Source organism: Flavobacterium bernardetii (assembly GCF_011305415.1).
In the GTDB taxonomy this organism is placed as follows: domain Bacteria; phylum Bacteroidota; class Bacteroidia; order Flavobacteriales; family Flavobacteriaceae; genus Flavobacterium; species Flavobacterium bernardetii.
The window spans coordinates 179,947-201,183 of sequence record NZ_JAANOQ010000003.1 but is presented as its reverse complement, the minus strand read 5'-3'; the positions used below and the strand labels follow the sequence as shown (position 1 = coordinate 201,183).

The following is a 21,237-nucleotide window of genomic DNA, read 5'->3' as shown; positions in this document are numbered from 1 at the left end:
AATGAACTGTTAGGTTTTCTTTTTTTTTATAAACTAAAATTATTTTGTTGAATAATTATTTACAGCATTAAATTTAGCTTTATATTTACCATTGGTATTAATTTTTGAAAACAAATCCAAATCAATACTTTCAAACTTTGGTTTTACAGTAAATTTTCCGCTTTTATCAATTATACCATATTTTTCTCCAGACTTAACCATAGCAAAATCTCCAAAAAATGAAGTTCCATGGGAAAACTGTGGTTTTATAACTATTTTACCTTTTTTATCAATATATCCATAGCCATTTTCAGCATCTGTTTGAACTAGCGCTAAATCAGAATTAAAAAAACCTGAAATCCAATTGTACTGAGGTTTCACAAAAACTTTTCCGCTCTTATCACACCATCCATATTGCTCGTTTTGTTGAATCATAAAATCATCCCCATCTATTCTAATTGCTTGATATTGAGGTTTTATTATAAATTCCCCATTACTATTTATCACTCCTGCTTTATCTCCTTTAAAAACAACTGCCTTACCATTATTAAAATCTAATGCGTCATCAAATTGAAAATCAATTACGACTTTTCCTGTTTTATCAATAAACCCCCATTTTTCATCATTGTTTTTAACAGCACATTTTCCTTCATAGAAATCTTTAACTCTAGCATATTTAGGTTTTATAACTTTTTCTCCTTTAACATTTACAAATCCCCAATTAGGAATTGAATCACGAATAACATTAAACGCTGCTAAATCTTCATTAAAAAACCTTAATTCATCGGCATCTTTTAGAGTAAATAATGTTATTCCTTCTTTATTAATAACAGTTGGCGCACCATTTTCTTCAACGACTACAGCCTTACCTTCATTAAATATTGATGCCATAACATATTTAGCAGTAATTATAAATTTTCCTTCTTTATCAATATATCCAAATTTACCACTATCAAAAGTTTGAACTAAAGCAATGTCTTCACTAAATACAGAAGCAGATAAAAATTGAGGTTTAATAACAGTTTCACCTTTTACATTAAAATAACCAAATTGTGTATCATTTTCAAATGGAAACAAATCTTCTTCTGAACCCGATTTGAAAAAATTACAAGAAAGTAGAATAGGAATAAATAATAAATAAAAAAATTTAGTTTTCATTTAGTTTTTGTTTTAATAATTAAGCATAGAATTACAACGATACATTTATAAATGTGTCGTTTTAGATATGCACGCTGTTTTTAATTTTGATTTTATTTTGAAATATTATTTCGCTAAATAAGCCTGAACGTTATTGAAAATTCTTTCTTCAATATTAGAAATATCACTTTTTACGAATTTTTCCCCTAAAATATTTTCGAATAATTCGATATATCTTTCAGAAACGGAAGCAACATAATCGGAATTCATTTCTGGAATTTGTTGTCCTTCTTTACCTTGAAAACCATTTTCAATTAACCAACGACGTACAAATTCTTTTGATAATTGCTTTTGTTCTTCGTTATTATTTTGTCTTTCTTGATACCCTTCAGCATAAAAATAACGAGAAGAATCTGGCGTATGAATTTCGTCAATCAATACAATTTTACCTTCTTTCGTTTTTCCGAATTCGTATTTTGTATCAACCAAAATTAAACCTCTTGATGCGGCGATTTCCGTTCCTCTTTGGTATAAATCTCTGGTATATTTTTCTAAAACTAAATAGTCTTCTTCAGTAACAATTCCGTTAGCTAAAATCGCTTCACGAGAAATATCTTCATCGTGTGAACCATTATCTGCTTTAGTTGTTGGCGTAATTATTGGTGTTGGAAATTTATCGTTTTCTTTTAAACCTTCTGGCATCGTAACACCACAAATCGTTCTTTTTCCTAAAGCATATTCACGAGCAGCATGACCAGATAAATACCCACGAATTACCATTTCGACTTTAAATGGCTCACATAAATGTCCAACCGCAACGTTTGGATCTGGAGTTGCAATTAACCAATTTGGAACAATATCTTGCGTTAATTGCATAAATTTTGTTGCAATTTGATTCAATATTTGTCCCTTATACGGAATTCCTTCAGGCAAAACCACATCAAAAGCAGAAAGTCTGTCTGTAGCAATCATAACTAATAAATTGTCATTGATGTTGTAAACTTCTCTTACTTTTCCTCTGTAAACGGATTTTTGACCTGTAAAATTAAAATTTGTAGTGGTAATTGTGTTCATTTTGACGTGTTGTTTATTCCAAAATAATTTCAGAATTTGTTGTTGTGGTGCAAAAGTAGTTGTAATTATTTATATTCAAAAGTAAATTTATTGGAAATAACATTTAAATATCAATCCACTCAAACAAATATTTTTCGTCATATTCGATTGCGAATTTCTGTAAAAAATCTAAATATTCTTCTTTGAATGTTTGTTTTCTATGATGTTGCTTTTGATTATTAATATACTTAACCACATGATCAATATGACTCTGACTGTATGAAAAAGCTCCAAAACCTTCTTGCCAATGAAAATTTGATGCAGTCAATTTTTGCTCATTTATAAAACTATTAGAAGCTTTTTTAATTTCTCTAACTAAATCAGATAAATTACAAGTAGGTTTCATTCCAATAAAAATATGAATGTGATCTGGCATCCCATTTATCGCAATTAATTTCTGACCTTTATTCTGAATTATTCCTTTAATATATTTATACAAATCATCTTCCCATGATTGGTGAATAAATGCTTTTCTGTATTTAACGGCAAAAACAACTTGAATATAAATTTGTGAAAACGTATTTGGCATGGCGTATAAAAATTAATGGTTTGGATTAAAAATTTTGATTTTGGCGATAAATATTTGATTCGGTCTAGAAATATGTGATTCCGATGGAATCGATTTAGTTTATGTGAATTGTTTTGTGTTATAAATATGTGATTCCGATGGAATTGATTTAGTTTATGTGAATTGTTTTGTGTAATAAATATATGATTCCGATGGAATCGATTCTGATTGCGTTAATTGTTTTGTGTTATAAATATGTGATTCCGATGGAATCAATTCTGTTTATCATATTATTTTTCTTTTTCAAATAAATGATTCCAGAGGAATCACACATTTCTAGAATCATATATTTATAACAAAAAAACCGTTAGGTTTTAATACGACCTCAGCGAGGTCGTACCTACTAATCTGTATTCTCTATACTTTTATAAGCATTAATAACCGCTTTCACTAAACGGTGACGTACAATATCTTTATCATCAAGATATAAAATACCAATGCCGTCCACATCTTTTAATACCAAAATGGCTTCTTTTAATCCAGAAATCGTTCTTCTTGGTAAATCGACTTGTCCAGGATCTCCATTAATGATAAACTTGGCGTTTTTCCCCATACGCGTTAGAAACATTTTCATTTGCGAATGAGTGGTATTTTGAGCTTCATCTAAAATTACGAAAGCATTATCCAAAGTTCTACCACGCATAAATGCTAAGGGCGCAATTTGAACAATTCCTTTTAAAATATAATCTTCCAAAGTTTGTGGCGGAATCATATCGCGTAACGCATCATACAAAGGTTGCATGTACGGATCTAATTTTTCCTTCATATCACCAGGTAAAAAACCTAAATTCTCCCCTGCTTCTACTGCTGGTCTGGTTAAAATGATTCGTTTGACTTGCTTTTCTTTTAATGCTCTTACCGCTAAAGCTACAGCAGTATACGTTTTACCAGTTCCGGCCGGTCCAACAGCAAAAACCATATCATTTTTATTTACAAAATCGACTAACTTCTGTTGATTTGGCGTCATCGCTTTAATCAGCTTTCCACCTAAACCGTGAACTAAAATTTGATCGCCTTTAGGCATTTCGCCTGTTTGCTGTGCATCACCTTCAATTACGCGCATAATTACATTGTCGTCAATGGTATTAAAACGGGTAAAATGCATCATTAACCTTCGGAAACGCTTTTCAAATTCATCTAAAACCTCAGCTTCGCCAAATGCCTTCAAAACCGTACCTCTGGCAACAATTTTCAATTTTGGATAATACTTTTTAATTGTCTCTAAATGACTGTCATGTGCGCCCCAAAAATCTTTAGGTGCAATGTTTTCTAGTTCAATAATTCTTTCGTTCAAAGGCTATAAATTTAAATTGTTTTTATTCTGTAAAAAAAAGATTAGTTTTGTATCACTCAAATATAGCAAAAACAACTATTCCATTTCAAATAAGTTATAAACAATAAAATGTCAATAATTACTCTTACTACAGATTATGGTCTAAAAGATCATTTTGCGGGAATTTTAAAGGGTAAGATATTCTCCATTTTGCCAGAAACCAACATTGTTGACATTACGCACACCATTGACAAGTTTAACGTTTTGGAAGCTAGTTATTTACTTTCCGTTTCTTATGCTCATTTCCCAAAAGGAACCGTTCACATAGTTTGCGTAGATGCTTCAAGAAACGCTGATACAGTGCATGTTGCAATGCTTTATGACGGACATTATTTTATTGGTGCCGATAATGGTATTTTTGGTGGATTAACCAGTAAATTAAATGCTGAAAAAATTGTTCAAATCAATATTCACGACAGATTAATCAACGGTTCTAGCGATTTAGATGTTTTTGCAACTGTGGCCACTCATTTAGCGAAAGGCGGAGAAATGAATGTCATTGGCGCTCCAATTATTGAAATCAAGAAAATGAATGTTTTGGTGCCGATTGTGGATCAAAATGCAAAATTTATTCGTGGAAATGTGGTTTATATTGACGATTTTGGAAATTGTGTAACTAATATTTCTAAAAGTTATATTGAAGAAATTGCAAAAGGCCGACAGTTTTCTATACGTTTTTCTTCCCATAGTATTAAAAAGGTAAAAAATAATTATTCCGATTTTAAAGATAATTCATCTGCAGCTTTGAATGCAATGGCTGGAAATGAAATCGCCATTTTTAATCAAGATAACTTCTTGGAAATTGCGATTTACAGAAGCAACCCTTCTCGTTCTGGTTCCGCACAAACTTTATTGGGTTTGAAAATACAAGATGTAGTAATTGTGGAATTTACTGAATAAAGCTGGAAGATTGAAGTTGGAAGTTGGAAGCGAATAAATTAAAAATATAAATATGTTTGTACGAATAGTGAAGTTAACGTTTCAAGAAGATAAAATAGACGCTTTTTTAGCCAATTTTGAAGAAATTAAGCATCAAATTAGAAATTTTGAAGGCAATGAGTTTTTAGAATTATATCAAGATAAGCAGGATGCTCGAATTTTCTTTACATATAGTTATTGGAAAGATGAAGACGCTTTAGAGAACTATAGAAAATCGGCACTATTTAATGAAGTTTGGACGTATACCAAAACGCTATTTGATGATAAACCAGAAGCGTGGAGTGTAAACAAATTGGCAACTTTAACATAAAAAGTAAACTTTGAAAAATTAGTGTTATTTTCGCAAAATATATCAACTCAATAAATTAATAGAATGAAAGCATTATTGCTACGTGAAATAAAATCCTTTTTTGGTTCGCCAATTGGTTATTTGGTTATAGCCATTTTTCTGTTATTAAACGGATTATTTCTATGGGTTTTTGATGGAGATTTTAATATTCTAAACTCGGGCTATGCAGATATGAGTCCGTTTTTTAAATTAGCTCCTTGGATTTTGATTTTCTTAATTCCAGCAGTAACCATGAAAAGTTTCTCAGACGAGAAAAAACAAGGAACCTTAGAAATCCTATTCACCAAACCATTAAGTCTTTGGGAAATTGTAAACGGAAAATTTTTAGGCGCTTTTATTTTAATTCTAATTGCGATTATCCCTACTCTTTTTTACGTGTTTATCGTTTCAAGTTATACAGCTGCACAAAGCACTTTCGATTACGGTAGCACCATTGGTTCGTATTTCGGATTATTATTCTTAATTGGTGCTTACACGTCAATTGGCGTGTTCACTTCTACGCTTTCAGACAATCAAATTGTAGCTTTTATTGTTGCCGTTTTCTTATGCTTTTTCTTCTATTTTGGTTTTGATGGCTTATCTAATTTATTTGGAGGTTTCAGCAACATTATCAAAACATTAGGAATGGATTTTCACTTTAAAAGTATGAGTCGTGGGGTTTTAGACACAAGAGATATTATTTATTTCATAAGTATCACCATCTTATTTTTAGCTGGAACAGTGTATCAACTTAAATCGCTTAAATGGTAATGAAAGAAGTTCAAAAAAATAGTTTAAAAAAATTAGGATTCTTAGCCATAGGTTTATTCCTTTTAAACTTTGCGAGTTATTATATTTACAAGCGTTTCGATGTTACGCAAGACCAAAGATATACGCTTTCTGAAACCACTAAAAAAATTATTGATGGTGTCGATTCGCCTTTAATTATTGATGTTTTTTTAGAAGGAAATTTCCCTGCTGATTTTAAGAAATTACAAACGGAAACCCGCCAATTATTAGAAGAATTCTCCGCTTATAATTCAAACATCACGTTCCAATTTGTAAATCCGATTGAAAAAGAAGAAGAACGCGTGGAAGTAATGAAAAAATTCTTCGACAAAGGTTTAACACCAATCAATGTTTCTGTTGAAGATAAAGGAAAACAAACGCAAGAAGTCGTTTTCCCATGGGCTTTAGCTAATTACGGAGATAAAGGTGCGAAAGTGCAATTATTGAAAAACTTAATGGGCGCTTCTACCGAGAAAAAAGTAGAAAGTTCAGTACAACATTTAGAATATGCTTTCGCGGAAGCCATCAATAAAATTTCAAAAGAAAAACAACGTAAAATTGCCGTTATTAAAGGAAATGGTGAATTAGACGATATTTATATTGCCGATTTCTTAAAAACCATTCGTGATAATTATTACATCGGGCCAATTACTTTAGATTCTGTAGCTTCACAACCCGAAGCTACGCTAAAAGCTTTAAATGTTTATGATTTAGCTATTATTGCGAAACCAAGAGAAAAATTTACGGAGCCTGAAAAGCAAGTGTTAGACCAATTCATCATGAAAGGTGGAAAAACACTTTGGTTAGTGGATGGAACAACTGCCGAAATGGATCAATTGTATAATGAAACGGGTACGACTTTAGTTGCAGGTAACGATTTAAATTTAACAGACATGTTCTTCAAATACGGATTCAGAATTAATCCGCAAATGATTAAAGACGAATATGGAACGCCAATAAAATTAGCCTCTGGGAATGAAGGAAGCGAAAGCCAAATGGAAGAATACAATTGGAAAATGGCGCCGTTTATTTATCCAGCTTCAAAACAACATCCCATCGTAAAAAATACGGATGGTGTAAAATTCGAATTCTGTTCGCCAATTGAATTATTAAAATCTGACGTAAAAAAGACGATTTTACTAGAAAGTTCTCCTTATTCTAAATTTATAGGAACACCAACAACAGTTTCATTAGAAATGATTGGAGAAGAAAGTTCTCCAAAAGATTATCCAAATGGAGGATTAATTCCAGTTGCGGCTTTGTTAGAAGGTTCTTTCACTTCCATGTATAACAATCGTGTATTGCCTTTTAAAGATGCTAAATTTTTAAACAAAAGTGTTCCAACAAAAATGATTGTGATTTCTGATGGTGAAGTTATTAAAAATCAATTAGACAAAGGCGCTCCTATTGAATTAGGGTACGATAAATACACAGGACAATATTTTGGAAACAAAGAATTTATCTTAAATAGCGTAAATTACCTTTTAGACGACAACGGACTTATTAACATTAGAAGTAAAGATGTAACCTTAGCACTTCTAGATAAACAGAGTGTTCATGACAATTATAGTCGAACACAAATGCTAACAGTAGCGTTACCTATTGTATTATTAGGAATCTTCGGATTTTTATTTACGTATTTGAGAAAGAAGAAATACAACCGCTAGTTGTTGATAAGTATATTTTTAGATTAAGCAGTAACCCATTATATTTGTAAAGCAAAAAAATTAGATGATGATGAATTTTATAGTATCCAGTTCGTATTTATTAAAACAATTACAAGTTTTAGGAAGCGTTATTAATAGTAACAACACTTTACCTATTCTTGATAATTTTTTATTTGAATTAGATAACAATCAATTACACGTTTCAGCTTCTGACTTAGAAACTACTATGTCGGCAAGTTTAGAAATTGAATCGAATAGTACAGGAAGTGTTGCGATACCAGCAAAACTTTTGTTAGATATTTTAAAAACGTTTCCAGAACAACCTCTTACTTTTACTGTAGAAGAAAACAATACGGTAGAAATTAGTTCTAACTCTGGAAAATACGCTATTGCTTATGCAGCTGGCGAAGAATTCCCGAAAGCAGTAGCTTTAGAAGATCCATCAACAACAGTTATTCCAGCAGAAGTTTTAGCAACAGCTATTGGAAAAACTATTTTCGCTACAGGAAACGACGATTTACGTCCTGTAATGAGTGGTGTATTTTTCCAATTTTCTACAGAAGGCTTAATCTTTGTAGCAACTGATGCTCATAAATTAGTAAAATATGCACGTGCCGATGTAAAAGCATCTCAAAGTGCAGAATTTATTATGCCTAAGAAACCTTTAAACATTTTAAAAGGAATTTTAGCCACTTCAGATGCAGAAGTAAAAGTAGAATACAACGATTCTAATGCAACGTATTCATTTGAAAACTACGTATTAACTTGTCGTTTAATTGATGGAAAATATCCAAATTACGAAGCGGTAATTCCTAAAGAAAATCCGAATAAATTAATCTTAAGTCGTGTTACTTTTTTAAACTCGGTGCGTCGTGTGGCTATTTTTGCTAACAAGACTACGCACCAAATTCGTTTAAAAATTGCAGGTACAGAATTAAACATTTCTGCTGAAGATATTGATTATTCAAACAAAGCAGATGAGCGTTTAACATGTGATTACCATGGTGACGATTTGCAAATTGGTTTCAACTCACGTTTCTTAACAGAAATGTTGAACAATTTAACAAGTGACGAAATTCAATTAGAAATGTCATTACCTAACAGAGCCGGAATCCTTACTCCTATTGACGGATTAGATGAAGGTGAAACTGTTACTATGTTGGTAATGCCAGTAATGTTGAATAACTAATTACGAGTATACATAATAGAAGGAAGAAACATCAACTTTCTGATTTCGAAATTATATATAGCTAATCAAAAACTACTACTTTGAACCACGATTGCCGAAAAGCGATTGTGGTTTTTTTTATTTGATGGGTACACAGATGACGTGGATTGGGATCGATTGAAAGGATTTTGATTTTGCTACGTTGCGAGTAATTGGCACGCGGATTTAAAGGATTGAAATGGATTTTAAACATATAAGTCATATAAGTTTTATCGTCAAGTTTGTGATGCTGTAAGCATCTCACGCATACCATGGAAAAACTGTAACAAGTATTACGTGAGATCCTTTCAGGATCACAAGTTTGTGGATAAGTTATGGCGAAAGTTGATTATGAGATTCCTTCCCGAATGCAATCGGGATAAGAATGACAAGATTGTGGAAGTGGTTTGCGTGAGATCCCTTCAGGATGACAAGTTTGTGGTGATTGGTTTGTGGTAATTGGCACGCGGATTTAAAGGATTGAAATGGATTTTAAATTTATAAGTCATATAAGTTTTACTATCAAAAGCGCAAACTACGGAAAAACTGTAACAAGTATTACGTAAGATCCTTTCACTCCCGAAGCTTCGGGAGACAAGTTTGTGGTTACGGTGTGGTTAAATTGTATTTCCTGCAAGGTTTCCAAAACCTTGTAGGTATTTCTATTTGATACCTACAAGGTCGAAATGACAAGATTGTGGTTACGTTATGTTGAAAAAGTAATTATGAAAAACTAAAAGTTCTATTATAGACCCGATAGGAACGGCATCTTTTTTTTCGGTGGCTTCGAGAACCTCAGACACCGAAAAAAAAATATAGTGGATAGCGGGACAAGTGGTGTTTTGAAAACAATTTGTCTTCTCCTAAAAAACTTCCAACTACCCACTTCCAACTTCTAACTTTTCCTATCTTTGCATTTCAAAACCCAAAATATGATTCCACACGAAACCATAGTTGCTTTGGCTACACCATCTGGTGCGGGAGCAATTGCTATTATTAGATTATCCGGCGCTGATGCGATTGCTATTGCTGCTGACGTATTTGAATCGGTTTCGGGAAAAGACATTAGTAAGCAAAAAACGCATACGATACATTTAGGGCATATTGTGGATGGCACAAAGGTTTATGACCAGGTGTTACTTTCTATTTTTAAAGGTCCGAATTCGTATACGGGTGAAAATGTGGTGGAAATATCTTGTCATGGTTCGGTTTTTATTCAGCAACAAATTATTCAGTTGTTACTTCGTAAAGGAGCAAAAATGGCGCAAGCAGGTGAATTCACCTTAAGAGCCTTTTTAAACGCTAAATTAGATTTATCTCAAGCAGAAGCTGTGGCCGACTTGATCTCATCGGATAACGAAGCGAGTCATCAAATAGCGATGCAACAAATGCGTGGCGGCTTCAGTAACGAGATTGCCAAGTTGCGTGAAGAATTATTAAACTTTGCTTCTTTAATTGAATTAGAATTAGATTTTGCCGAAGAAGACGTAGAATTTGCCGACAGAACCGCATTTTACGAATTATTAACTCGAATTGAATTTGTTTTAAAACGATTAATCGACAGTTTTGCTGTGGGTAATGTGATTAAAAACGGAATTCCGGTTGCGATTGTGGGTGAACCAAACGTAGGAAAATCGACGCTTTTGAACGCTTTATTAAACGAAGAACGCGCGATTGTTTCAGACATTGCAGGTACGACTCGTGATACGATTGAAGACGAATTAGTCATTGACGGAATTGGTTTCCGATTTATTGATACAGCTGGAATCCGTGAAACAAAAGATGTGGTAGAAAGCATCGGAATTCAGAAAACTTTTGAAAAAATTGAACAAGCGCAGGTGGTTTTGTATTTGTTTGAAAGTTTAAAGTTTCAGGTTTCAGGTTCGGAATACATTAATGAAATTGAAAAAGTTAAAAACAAATATCCGCTTAAAACTTTATTAGTCGTAATTAATAAAGTGGATTTATTAACGAATGACCAAATTTCAAACATTCAGCAGCAACTTGAAACGTTAAATGTTAAACTTTTACCTATTTCTGCGAAACAAAAAACAGGAATTGATGATCTGAAAAATCAGTTGTTATCATTCGTAAATACTGGAGCTTTAAGAAACAACGAAACTATCGTAACCAACACACGTCACTACGATTCGTTATTAAAAGCGTTAGAGGAAATTCAGAAAGTACGTTTTGGTTTAGACAACAATATTTCTTCCGATTTCATGGCGATTGATATTCGTCAGGCTTTATTCCACTTTGGAGAAATTACAGGGCAAGTATCTAACGATGAATTGCTTGGTAATATTTTTGCGAACTTCTGTATCGGAAAGTAAAGTTGTCAAATAATATCTAATAAACAACCAATAAAACACTATAAAACAAGGATTTACTAAAAATTAGACTTGATGTTGGTTTACTTATTTTTGCTACAATATCAATATTTTTTGCTACATATTTGTTTTTAATTATATCTTTGTAGCAAATTGTAACAAACATGAAAGTACATATTAGAAAACGTAAAAATGTAGGTGGGGATAAATTTAACTTGTCATTGGAAATCTACAAAGGTTACACCATAAACCAAGATGGAAACACTAGAGCTAATAGAGTAACTACAAAATTGGATTACTTCTTATACGTCAACCCTAAAACGCCTTCACAAAAAACACATAATAAAGAAGTCGAAATTAAGATTGAAATAATTCGCTCTGAAAAAGAAAAAGACTATTTGAACGGTAAATATGGCTTCAAATCTGATTCCAAAGGAAAAGCAAATTTTATAGAATATTTTAGAAAACTTACAGAAGAAAGATTAGCAAGTAAAGGAAATTATGGAAATTGGGATAGTGTTCTAAAACACTTAATCAAGTATGGTGGAGAAAACAACTCAATTGAAAATATTGATTTAGAGTATTGTGAAGGTTTTAAAAAATATTTGATGATTACTGCTAAAACTAGTTCTAATAAAAATCTTTCTACAAATTCAGTAATATCCTATTTTTGCAAATTACGAGCAGCTTTGAACACAGCTGTTGACGATGAACTTATTTTGGTAAATCCATCACTTAAAGTTTCAATTCCAAAAGAGATTGAGTCCAAAAGAGAATATTTAACTATTGAAGAAATACAAGCTTTATTTAAAACTGAATGCAGGTATGATGTATTAAAGCGTGCTTTTTTGTTTTCTTGTTTAACTGGTATGAGATGGGCGGATATAAATAAAGTTACATGGTCAGAACTAAATAAAGAGGGAGAAAATTGGAAAATTAATTTTCATCAGCAAAAAACAAACGGATTACAATATCATTACGTCAGTAAACAAGCAAGAGATTTATGCGGAAATGAAACAAACAAGGAAGATAAAATTTTTGCAGGTATAAAATACTCAGCTTATATGAATACTGCTTTAATGCAATGGGTTTTAAAAGCAGGAATTACCAAACATATAACATTTCATTGTGCAAGACATTCGTATGCTACTATTCAAATAACAAGAGGCACAGATTTATTCGTTGTTTCAAAATTACTTGGACATAAAGAAATACGCACAACTCAAATTTATGCTAAGGTTATTGACCAAAAGAAAATTGAAGCAGCCAATGTGATTCCTAACTTTGATATAATTTAAACTTATGGAATCTATAAAATTAATCAGTCCAATAAATAATTCTTTAGCAAACATAAAAGAAAGCTTATTCAAAAGAGAAGTGATTAGTATAGCGAATGAAAGTATATTATATGGAACATTTGAAAATGAATTTGAAAACTTTAGCATTGATAGCAAAAGATTAGGTAAAACAGTTTATAAAATTGATTTTTTATATTCAAAACTAGAACAACTAAATAAAATTGAAATTCAAGTTTTAAATTTTGAAAAGCAAAATGAGAATATAGAATACAGTAGTACTTTAAAAGCAATTCAAAAATTAAGAAACCTAATATCTGAATTTATTTCATTTGAAAATCAACCGTTAAAAAGAAATGAAAAAACAATTTTAACTTATAAAAAAATTGTAAAAGACGATAAAATTAATACTTTATTCAACTTACTAAAAAAAAATAATTTAATAGAGAAAAAAACCTCATTTAAAGATTTTTCTATTGTTTTTAATAATAAAAATATTTCAGATATAGTAAATCCAATAGTTTGGCTCTCATCAAACGCAAGTGAACTACTTTATTTTATCATAAATATTCAAGATGTTATAATTGAGAAGACAAAAAGACAAAATTATTTATTACTAAAATCTTGTTTTTTAAAACCTAATGGTATAGAATTTTCCGAAAATTTTAAAAATATTAATACTGAACTAGAAATAAAGTTAAGCAAGGAAAAACAAAGAACAATTTATAACATTATACAAGAAATAGCTATATAAAATAGTTCACTTTACAGTTCACTTCTATTTTAAGTGAAAAGGTTTAAAATGCACAAATGCACAATTTCGCAGTGAATTTAAAACCATTTATTATGCTAAAATCTGAATTGCTTGAAGAAATTTCTCATGAAGAAATTAGAACAAAATTAAAAAGCATTGAGCAACTTCTAACCGCTCAATCTTTAACCAACAAATCAATTTTCAATATTGATGAAGTTGCTACTTATACAGGATTATCAAAACTTTACCTGTATAAATTAACGTCAAAAAACGATATACCACATTACAAGCCAAATGGTAAAAACATTTTCTTCAATAAAGCTGAAATAGACAACTGGCTTCTTCGTAACAGACAATCCACAAACGAAGAAATTAATGCAGAAGCAATTAATTACTCCGTGAACAAAATTAAAGCTTCTCTATAATAAGCATTAACTATTGACTGAATTTGTCAATTATGTTTGATACTATTTACATTGAACTACCTATACAGAGTATTAAAGATTTAGATGATAAATCTGATACTATTGATAGTGAAACTGGAGAAGTAAGATATTCAGTAGGATTTACTGATTGTATAAAAATCAGAAAGGTTGGAGAAGTTATGACGGTAGAATGTAGCCTACCTAAACTTTTGAAAAGAAATAATATTTATTCACTTTCATTTTCAGAAGTAGGATTAGCACTCAAAATGATAGAAGACAAATTAGGAATTTCAATACAACAAGGTATAGTTAGAAGAATTGATTGTCATTACACTTTTGAAACAGAATTAAAAGTGAGAGAATACTTTAGGTATTTAGGAGATTGTAAGTACTTTCGTAGAAGTAACATCGATTCAGATTCACTCTATTACTCTAATGAATCAAGAGTGTTCAATTTTTATGATAAAATAAAAGAAATTAAAAGTAAAAGAGATAGTATTCCATATGAATTTATTGGCAAAAATATTATGAGATGCGAGTTCAGATATAAGACGAAATATCTTAAAATAATGTCTAGTAAACTTGGAATTGAAAAATTGAAAATTGAAAATTTAACAGATAGAAATACCTATAATCAAATAGCTGAATTAGTTTATGCAGACTATCAATCCATCACAAAAATTAGGCAATCTTATTTTGATGAAGTAACAATTTCTTCAAAAGCAAAATTTCAAGAACAATTTGTTTTTGCAGGAGTTATGGCATATGGAGGTTTAAATGCTGTATTGGATAAAATTGATGCTTCAAAAGCACTGAATAAAAATCTATCGCCAGAATATTTTAGCAGACGGAAATCAGAAATAAAAAACATTATGAAAATTAATAAACAAAATATTGAAGGAGAATGTATAAATGAAATCAATTATAAAATTGAGCAAATTCATTTACAAAGATTAGATGAGTGATTTCTAAAATTTACAGGCTATTAGTGACTTATCAATAACTTTATAACACATTAAAAGTCAATGAATTATTTTGTAAATAATCAGAATTACACTATCTTTAAGTGATGGATAAATTAATAATACTGTGTAGCTTTAATGAGATTGAAGCTAGACTTAATGAAGGTTACAAGGTCATTTCTATTACAGGTAAAGTTTATGGAAATTACTTAAAGAAAGAAGAAGTTAAAACGATAAGAGGTTTAAGTACATATCGAAGTTATTATCACGAACGAGCTAGGGATTTCCTAGCTTGTTTAATTTTATATGACAAAGAGCTGGAAAGATTAGGCTATGAAAGAATACGTAACTCAATACTTGAAGCATCTGGAGAAAGAAACAAAATTGCTATTTGTGATAAGAATGAAGATTCAGACTTTTGCTACCGATACATTTTTGCGAATTTTTTATTGCAGAACGGCTACAATAACGTCGTGATAGATGAAGCGGTTATGAATAAACAGAAAGAACTTTGGAGCTATGATGTTTATAAAGTTAGAGGGCATCATAATATTGCCCTAGAAACAATCAAAGCATCATTTGAAACCGCTAACTGGCATTTTGCTAAAACGATGCCTAAAAATCCACATTCTTATACTTTGAGGAAAGAATTTGGTAATGATGAGTTGTTTTTATCAATAGTTAAGCATATTAGGAATTTTGGTGCAATCCAAATTTTTGAGAAACAGATTTATAGAACCTTAACCATAGATAACCATCAGTATTGGACTATGGCGTGTGATTTAGAAGACGAGGATTGCGACTTGATAAATAAGTGCGAATTAAATTAAAATGTTACAAAATGTTACACATAAAAAAGAAGACGATGAGACTAAGTACAAAACAGAAGAAAGTTAAGATATTGGAAATATTCGCTAGTAGTTTTGGCCTGTCTGTAGATTCAGCTTGTAAGATTGTTGATATATCTAGGAATACTTTTTACAATTGGCTTAAAGAAGATCAGAAGTTTAAAGAAACCTATGAAGCTCTAGGAGAGAGTATATTAGACTTAGCAGAGGCTTCACTTATAAAGCAGATACAAGAAAAGAATACTACAGCTACGATTTTCTATTTGAAGACCAAAGGTAAGAAGAGAGGTTACATAGAACAGGAGAATGTGTTACGAGTGAATACTAACTTACAGGAAATGGAAACCAAATCAGATGAAGAGTTAGAAGCAATCTTGAATAGGAAAGTTTAAAATAAATTTATGACGTTTTGTATTTACACAGTTGGATATGGAAATCTCTCGATTTCCGAATTTATCCAAATCTTAAAAGACAATCAAATTCAAGTAGTTGTTGATGTTAGGTCTGTCCCCTCTTCCAGATACAGGCCAGCATTTAATAGAAATGTGCTTGAAAAGCATTTAGCAGATTCTGGAATTAGTTACATGTTTAAAGGAAACGAACTTGGAGGATTACCAAAAGACCCGAACTTACAAACAGATAATTTACCAGACTACGAAAAAACCAGAAAGACCTTGCCTTATCAGCAGGGTCTTTCTGATTTAGAATGTGGTATTGAACTAGGTTACAGAATTGCTATACTATGTGCTTGCCCTCATCACAAAGATTGTCACAGAAACAAACTTATCGGAAAGGATCTAGCTGAAAAAGACATAACAGTTTTACACATAAATAAAGCTGGTTCAATTGAAGCACAAACTTCATTAGATTTTTTATAAAGTTTATTAAACCAACCTTTAACAAACATTACAAAATGAAATATATAAGCTACTATAGGGTTTCTACAAAAAAACAAGAGCAATCTGGTTTAGGATTAGAAGCACAAAAAACAGCAGTTGAAAAATTTTTGAATCAAGACAACATTTTAATTGCGGAGTACCAAGAGGCAGAAAGCGGAAAGGATAATGAACGACCTCAACTAAAAAAAGCTATCGCACATTGCAAAACTACTGGTGCTATTCTTTTGATAGCAAAACTTGATAGACTTTCCAGAAATGCAGCCTTTATACTCACATTAAGAGATTCAAAAGTTGAATTTGTTTGTACAGATATGCCTACTGCTAATTCTGTTACAATTGGTATTATGGCAATTTTAGCACAGGACGAAAGAGAACGGATTAGCCAAAGAACTAGAGTTGCACTTGCCGAACTAAAAGCAAGAGGTAAAAATCTTGGTTCACCCCAAAATTTAACTAATAAATCCAGAACACGAAGTATTGAAGTGAGAAAATTTAATGCTTTAGTAAATGAAAACAATAAAAAAGCATCTGCATTTATAAGCTCTCTAAGGAAAGATAATTTAAGCTATAATAAAATCGCTTCGGTTTTAAATGAAAATGGATTTAAAGCAAGCAGAGGAGGTAATTTTACAGCATCGCAAGTATTAATCTTGCACAACAGATGTAATTTTAACAAATAAATCACTAAAATTTTGTTTAAAAACAATATTTTTGTAAAAATCAACTAGGTAATTAAATGAAATAAAAAATAAATAAATATTGATAAAGCGTTAATCGTTATTCAAGCTTTGGAAAACTGGTAATTTAAAAAGTATACAAGAATAATAGAATTAATGCTCACGTCGGTCTGGCGTGGGCTTTTTCTATTTTGTATACAGGTATACCAGTACCGCCAAAGCAGATAGATTAAGTTCCACGTCTTTTTTATGGTCTAACTTTAACAGCTTTTTGGAACTGAAAGCATAATTATTTTATGAAAAAAGTTGTTTATATCCTAGCTGGAATTATAGCGATAGGAGTTATTGGAAATTTAATTAATCCAAGAAAGAAAGAAGTAAAAGAGGAAGTAAAAACCGAAAATAAGCCTAATGTAGTAAAAAATGAAAAAAAATCAGAAATGGAATTAGATAATTCTGAATTTTGGACTTTATATGACCCAATGGTTAAAGAAAGGATTTACAAACTGATTGAAGATAAAGATTGCAAGGGATTACAAGATGAGTTTAATGTTACGGCAGAAAATATGGATAGACTTCAAAAAACTGGAAAAAGTGCATCAAGAAATATTGACTTAATGGATTTTTTAGAAGATAAAATGAAAGAGCTAGGTTGTCATTAATATTACTACATTTTCTTTTTAAATAATTGCATCAGTATTAAAATATTGATGCTTTTTTGTTTTAAGTTAAATATATTCTTTATCAAGATAGAAATGTTAATAACAATATATTCAAATCTATTTTTAGATAGTTAATAATTTGTTTTAAAGCAGTATTTTTGAGAATTACAGAAATTAAAAATTAAGAAATCTTATTAAATATGAGTCCAATAAGACCTCAACTAGATCCAGAAGAAATAAAGATTGAAAATCCATTGGAGAAGAAAATAGAAACTTTTAAAAACATTATTCAAGATTGTAATATTAGTTTTTTGATTGGTTCTGGTTTATCTGTTCCTTTTATGGGAACATTAGGAGGCATTGAAACTTGGCTTACAGGTCTTGAAGAAAACAAAGAAATTTCTAATGAATTAAAGCAATACATCAAAGCATCTTTATATAAAAGTTATTTTGATGTGGCAATGAAAGACAATATTGATATTTTAGATTTCATATTTGGCGAAGATAGTTGTTGGTCTTTAAGTTCAAAGTCTTCTGAATTAAAACAAACCTATAAAGCGTATAAAGACTTTTTAAGAATCATTAATCAAGTTTTATATGAAAGACGAAGTAACACCGTAAACAAGCAAGTTAATCTATTCACTACCAATATCGATGTTTTTTTTGAGAAAGTAATAGAGGACTTAGATTTACAATTTAATGATGGATTCAATGGGGTTTTTAGAAAACAATTTCATTTAAGTAACTTCAAAAAATCATTTTATCAAAAGAGCCTTCATTATGATAATATAGCAGAAATTCCAGTTTTTAATTTATTGAAAATTCACGGTTCTGTAACTTGGAGATTAGAAAACACAAATATTGAATTTGCAGGATTAGATGTATTGAAAAAAGTTATTAAAGTAGCTGGAACATCGGATTTGATAGATATAGTTTCATTAAGCACTAAAAAGTGGGACGATACCAAAACAGATTTAACGATTGAAGAAATTATAGAGGAAGCCACCAAAAAAGCCCCTATTCCATCAACTGCTGAATTTATTGAAGCATACGAAAAGTTACAGGTGGTAAATCCTACAAAAGATAAGTTTAGAGATACAACTTTTAACAAAACGTATTATGAAATGCTTCGACTTTATGCAAATGAATTGGAGAAAGAAAATTCCGTATTATTTGTAATGGGTTTTTCAATGGCAGACGAACATATAAGAGATATTACGTTTAGAGCCATTAAATCAAACCCTACCTTAAAAGTATTCATTTGCTCATATACAGAACAAGCCAAAGATATTAAACAGAACTTGCAAAACGACCGTATTGATTTAAAAGACTTTCATAATGTTGAATTATTAAATCCAACAGATAAGTTTGATTTGCAAAAGATGAATGAGTTACTTTTTAATCCTTTGTTAGAAAGCATATTATTAAGAAAAAATTTTGAAAAGTAATATGAAAACATCTATACAAAAGGATTCTATATTTAAGGTTGGTAAAGTTACTTCTGTTGAGGGTAGAACTATTAAAATTGAGGTTGATAAAACTAAAAACAGTTCTCATTTGTTGTATGATGGGGAACTTTTAAGAAATATATCTGTTAATAGTTACATCAAAATAACAAAAGGATTTACTAAAATAATTGGTAAAGTTGAAGGCGAATTTATTGTTGAAGACAAACAATATTCCGAAAAGAATTATACAAATGAAAACAAGAAAATAAAACGGTTGCTCATTGTTAGTTTACTGGGATTTTTTAGTAAAAAAGGATTTGAAAGAGGTATTAAAGAACTTCCACTAATTAACAATGAATGTTTTTTATTGGAAAGAGAAGAGTTTAAAGATGTTCATGATTTTGTTAAGAAAGACGATGAACCGCTTGTTATTGGTACACTTACTCACGAAAACGGACAAGAAATAAGCGTTGGTGTAAATGATTTATTTGCAAGCCATATTGGAATTTTCGGAAATACTGGAAGTGGAAAATCCTATACTTTGGCAAAGATTTACAGAGAATTATTTTTGAAATTCATTGAAAATAAAAAATTTAAAGAAAATGCACAATTTTACTTTATAGATTTTAATGGAGAGTATATAGAAGATAATGCAATTTTAGAAAAAGAGCATAAGAATATTTTTTGTTTGAATACGAGAATTTCAAAAGATAAATTTCCGATTTCAGAAGCCTATATTAAAGACCATCATTTTTGGGCGTTAGTATTAGAAGCAACAGAAAAAACACAAAAACCATTTTTACAAAGAGCAATAGATAACGAATATTTAGAAGATAAGATAACGGATAAAGATTGTTTAAAAAGTTTTTTAAAGCAATTGATTGCTAAAATTATTGATAAAGAAGATGATAATTTGAAAACAAATATAATCATTGACTTATTGTATAATGTAGAAGTTTGCTTGACAAATAGTAATATTAATGAGGTTTTAAGTGTTATTAGAGAAAGTTTACATTTCCATAGTAAAAATAAAAATTTCTATTTTAGAGATGAAAATGGGAATGATTATTATAAAAGCACGACACCATCAGTTCTAAATAAGATTGAACCTATTTTAGATGAAATTGAATTTGATGAAATACAAACTGATTTTTTAATCAAAATTAGATTAAGAATTATTTTGCAGTATTATCACGAAATAATAAGCGGTTTTTCAAATATTGAACACCTTTCGCCATTAATAAAAAGAACGCCAACCAGAATAAACGATTTAAAAAAAATCATAACAATTCAAGATTTTGTTTCAGAAAAAAACATAACTGTTATTTCTTTGAGAGATGTAAACTTGCAGATGAGAAAAATGTTACCACTATTAATATGCAAACAATTATACGAAACAAAGAAAGAATTAAAAGAACAAGATAAAAAGAACGGACAAGAAAAGTATCTGAATATTATTATTGATGAAGCACATAATATTTTATCGTCAGTATCTGAAAGAGAGAGCGAAACTTGGAAAGATTATAGGCTGGAAACATTTGAAGAAATTATAAAAGAAGGTAGAAAATTTGGTGTTTTCTTAACCATAGCAAGCCAACGCCCTTACGATATTTCAGCAACCATAATTTCGCAATTACATAATTTCTTTTTACATAGATTGATTAATAACAATGATATTAATGCAATAGAAAGAACCGTATCATATTTAGATAGGCTTTCATTTGAAACGTTACCAATTTTACCTACTGGAACGTGTATTTTGGCTGGTTTGTCGGCACAAGTTCCAGTTATGATTGATGTAAGTGAAATTGATAAAAAATATGAACCCGACAATAAGACAATGAAATTAATTGATAACTGGAAGGATTAAAACAATT

21 protein-coding genes are annotated in these 21,237 nt (G+C 30.4%); 17 read left to right on the top strand and 4 right to left on the bottom strand.

What is annotated here, in order from left to right:
- Positions 1-39: 39 nt before the first annotated feature.
- The 4 genes from G6N05_RS07915 to G6N05_RS07900 form a co-directional block, all read right to left on the bottom strand.
- Positions 40-1,137: a WG repeat-containing protein gene (locus tag G6N05_RS07915; protein ID WP_166126400.1), complete on the bottom strand. Its 1,098-nt coding sequence runs from the start codon at positions 1,135-1,137 to the stop codon at positions 40-42.
- A 105-nt stretch (positions 1,138-1,242) separates the two neighbouring features.
- Positions 1,243-2,190, bottom strand: coding sequence for a phosphoribosylaminoimidazolesuccinocarboxamide synthase (locus G6N05_RS07910; RefSeq protein WP_166126397.1), 948 nt, complete (start codon positions 2,188-2,190; stop codon positions 1,243-1,245).
- A 103-nt stretch (positions 2,191-2,293) separates the two neighbouring features.
- Positions 2,294-2,758 carry an IS200/IS605 family transposase gene (tnpA, locus tag G6N05_RS07905; protein ID WP_166126395.1) on the bottom strand — a complete coding sequence of 155 codons (465 nt, stop codon included), beginning with the start codon at positions 2,756-2,758 and terminating at the stop codon, positions 2,294-2,296.
- Positions 2,759-3,140: 382 nt separating this feature from the next.
- Complete coding sequence (locus G6N05_RS07900) at positions 3,141-4,091, bottom strand: PhoH family protein (protein ID WP_166126392.1); 951 nt, start codon at positions 4,089-4,091, stop codon at positions 3,141-3,143.
- Positions 4,092-4,199: 108 nt separating this feature from the next.
- On the opposite strand from G6N05_RS07900, the gene G6N05_RS07895 reads away from it, so the two are divergent.
- The 17 genes from G6N05_RS07895 to G6N05_RS07815 all read left to right on the top strand — a co-directional run bounded on the left by G6N05_RS07895 (position 4,200) and on the right by G6N05_RS07815 (position 21,230).
- Positions 4,200-5,030, top strand: a complete 831-nt coding sequence (locus G6N05_RS07895; RefSeq protein ID WP_166126390.1) for an SAM hydrolase/SAM-dependent halogenase family protein — start codon at positions 4,200-4,202, stop codon at positions 5,028-5,030.
- Positions 5,031-5,082: 52 nt separating this feature from the next.
- On the top strand, positions 5,083-5,379 hold the full coding sequence (locus G6N05_RS07890) for a putative quinol monooxygenase (protein ID WP_166126388.1): 297 nt from the start codon (positions 5,083-5,085) through the stop codon (positions 5,377-5,379).
- Positions 5,380-5,442: 63 nt separating this feature from the next.
- Positions 5,443-6,168, top strand: a complete 726-nt coding sequence (gldF, locus tag G6N05_RS07885) for a gliding motility-associated ABC transporter permease subunit GldF (RefSeq protein ID WP_166126386.1) — start codon at positions 5,443-5,445, stop codon at positions 6,166-6,168.
- A complete protein-coding gene (gene gldG, locus G6N05_RS07880; protein WP_166126383.1) occupies positions 6,168-7,853 on the top strand; it encodes a gliding motility-associated ABC transporter substrate-binding protein GldG in 1,686 nt (561 codons plus the stop codon). The genes gldF and gldG overlap by 1 nt, the downstream gene beginning before the upstream one ends.
- Before the next feature lie 70 nt (positions 7,854-7,923).
- Positions 7,924-9,042, top strand: coding sequence for a DNA polymerase III subunit beta (gene dnaN / locus G6N05_RS07875; RefSeq protein WP_166126381.1), 1,119 nt, complete (start codon positions 7,924-7,926; stop codon positions 9,040-9,042).
- Positions 9,043-9,992: 950 nt separating this feature from the next.
- The gene (gene mnmE, locus G6N05_RS07870) at positions 9,993-11,393 is read left to right on the top strand and encodes a tRNA uridine-5-carboxymethylaminomethyl(34) synthesis GTPase MnmE (protein ID WP_166126378.1); all 1,401 of its coding nucleotides are present in this window, start codon (positions 9,993-9,995) and stop codon (positions 11,391-11,393) included.
- A gap of 161 nt (positions 11,394-11,554) precedes the next feature.
- Entirely contained in the window at positions 11,555-12,688 is a 1,134-nt protein-coding gene (locus G6N05_RS07865; RefSeq protein WP_166126376.1) for a site-specific integrase, read from the top strand.
- A 4-nt stretch (positions 12,689-12,692) separates the two neighbouring features.
- A complete protein-coding gene (locus tag G6N05_RS07860) occupies positions 12,693-13,439 on the top strand; it encodes a hypothetical protein (protein ID WP_166126374.1) in 747 nt (248 codons plus the stop codon).
- A gap of 92 nt (positions 13,440-13,531) precedes the next feature.
- Complete coding sequence (locus tag G6N05_RS07855; RefSeq protein WP_166126850.1) at positions 13,532-13,864, top strand: helix-turn-helix transcriptional regulator; 333 nt, start codon at positions 13,532-13,534, stop codon at positions 13,862-13,864.
- A gap of 32 nt (positions 13,865-13,896) precedes the next feature.
- A complete protein-coding gene (locus tag G6N05_RS07850; protein ID WP_166126371.1) occupies positions 13,897-14,829 on the top strand; it encodes a phage/plasmid replication domain-containing protein in 933 nt (310 codons plus the stop codon).
- Between the two features lie 104 nt (positions 14,830-14,933).
- The gene (locus G6N05_RS07845; RefSeq protein WP_166126369.1) at positions 14,934-15,656 is read left to right on the top strand and encodes a hypothetical protein; all 723 of its coding nucleotides are present in this window, start codon (positions 14,934-14,936) and stop codon (positions 15,654-15,656) included.
- A 35-nt stretch (positions 15,657-15,691) separates the two neighbouring features.
- Positions 15,692-16,066 carry a helix-turn-helix domain-containing protein gene (locus G6N05_RS07840; protein WP_166126367.1) on the top strand — a complete coding sequence of 125 codons (375 nt, stop codon included), beginning with the start codon at positions 15,692-15,694 and terminating at the stop codon, positions 16,064-16,066.
- 9 nt (positions 16,067-16,075) lie between these two features.
- Complete coding sequence (locus tag G6N05_RS07835; protein WP_166126364.1) at positions 16,076-16,552, top strand: DUF488 domain-containing protein; 477 nt, start codon at positions 16,076-16,078, stop codon at positions 16,550-16,552.
- Between the two features lie 35 nt (positions 16,553-16,587).
- Entirely contained in the window at positions 16,588-17,253 is a 666-nt protein-coding gene (locus G6N05_RS07830) for a recombinase family protein (protein WP_166126362.1), read from the top strand.
- 293 nt (positions 17,254-17,546) lie between these two features.
- The gene (locus tag G6N05_RS07825) at positions 17,547-17,912 is read left to right on the top strand and encodes a hypothetical protein (RefSeq protein ID WP_166126359.1); all 366 of its coding nucleotides are present in this window, start codon (positions 17,547-17,549) and stop codon (positions 17,910-17,912) included.
- Between the two features lie 200 nt (positions 17,913-18,112).
- The gene (locus tag G6N05_RS07820; RefSeq protein ID WP_166126356.1) at positions 18,113-19,360 is read left to right on the top strand and encodes an SIR2 family protein; all 1,248 of its coding nucleotides are present in this window, start codon (positions 18,113-18,115) and stop codon (positions 19,358-19,360) included.
- 1 nt (position 19,361) lies between these two features.
- On the top strand, positions 19,362-21,230 hold the full coding sequence (locus G6N05_RS07815) for an ATP-binding protein (protein ID WP_166126353.1): 1,869 nt from the start codon (positions 19,362-19,364) through the stop codon (positions 21,228-21,230).
- Positions 21,231-21,237 lie beyond the last annotated feature (7 nt).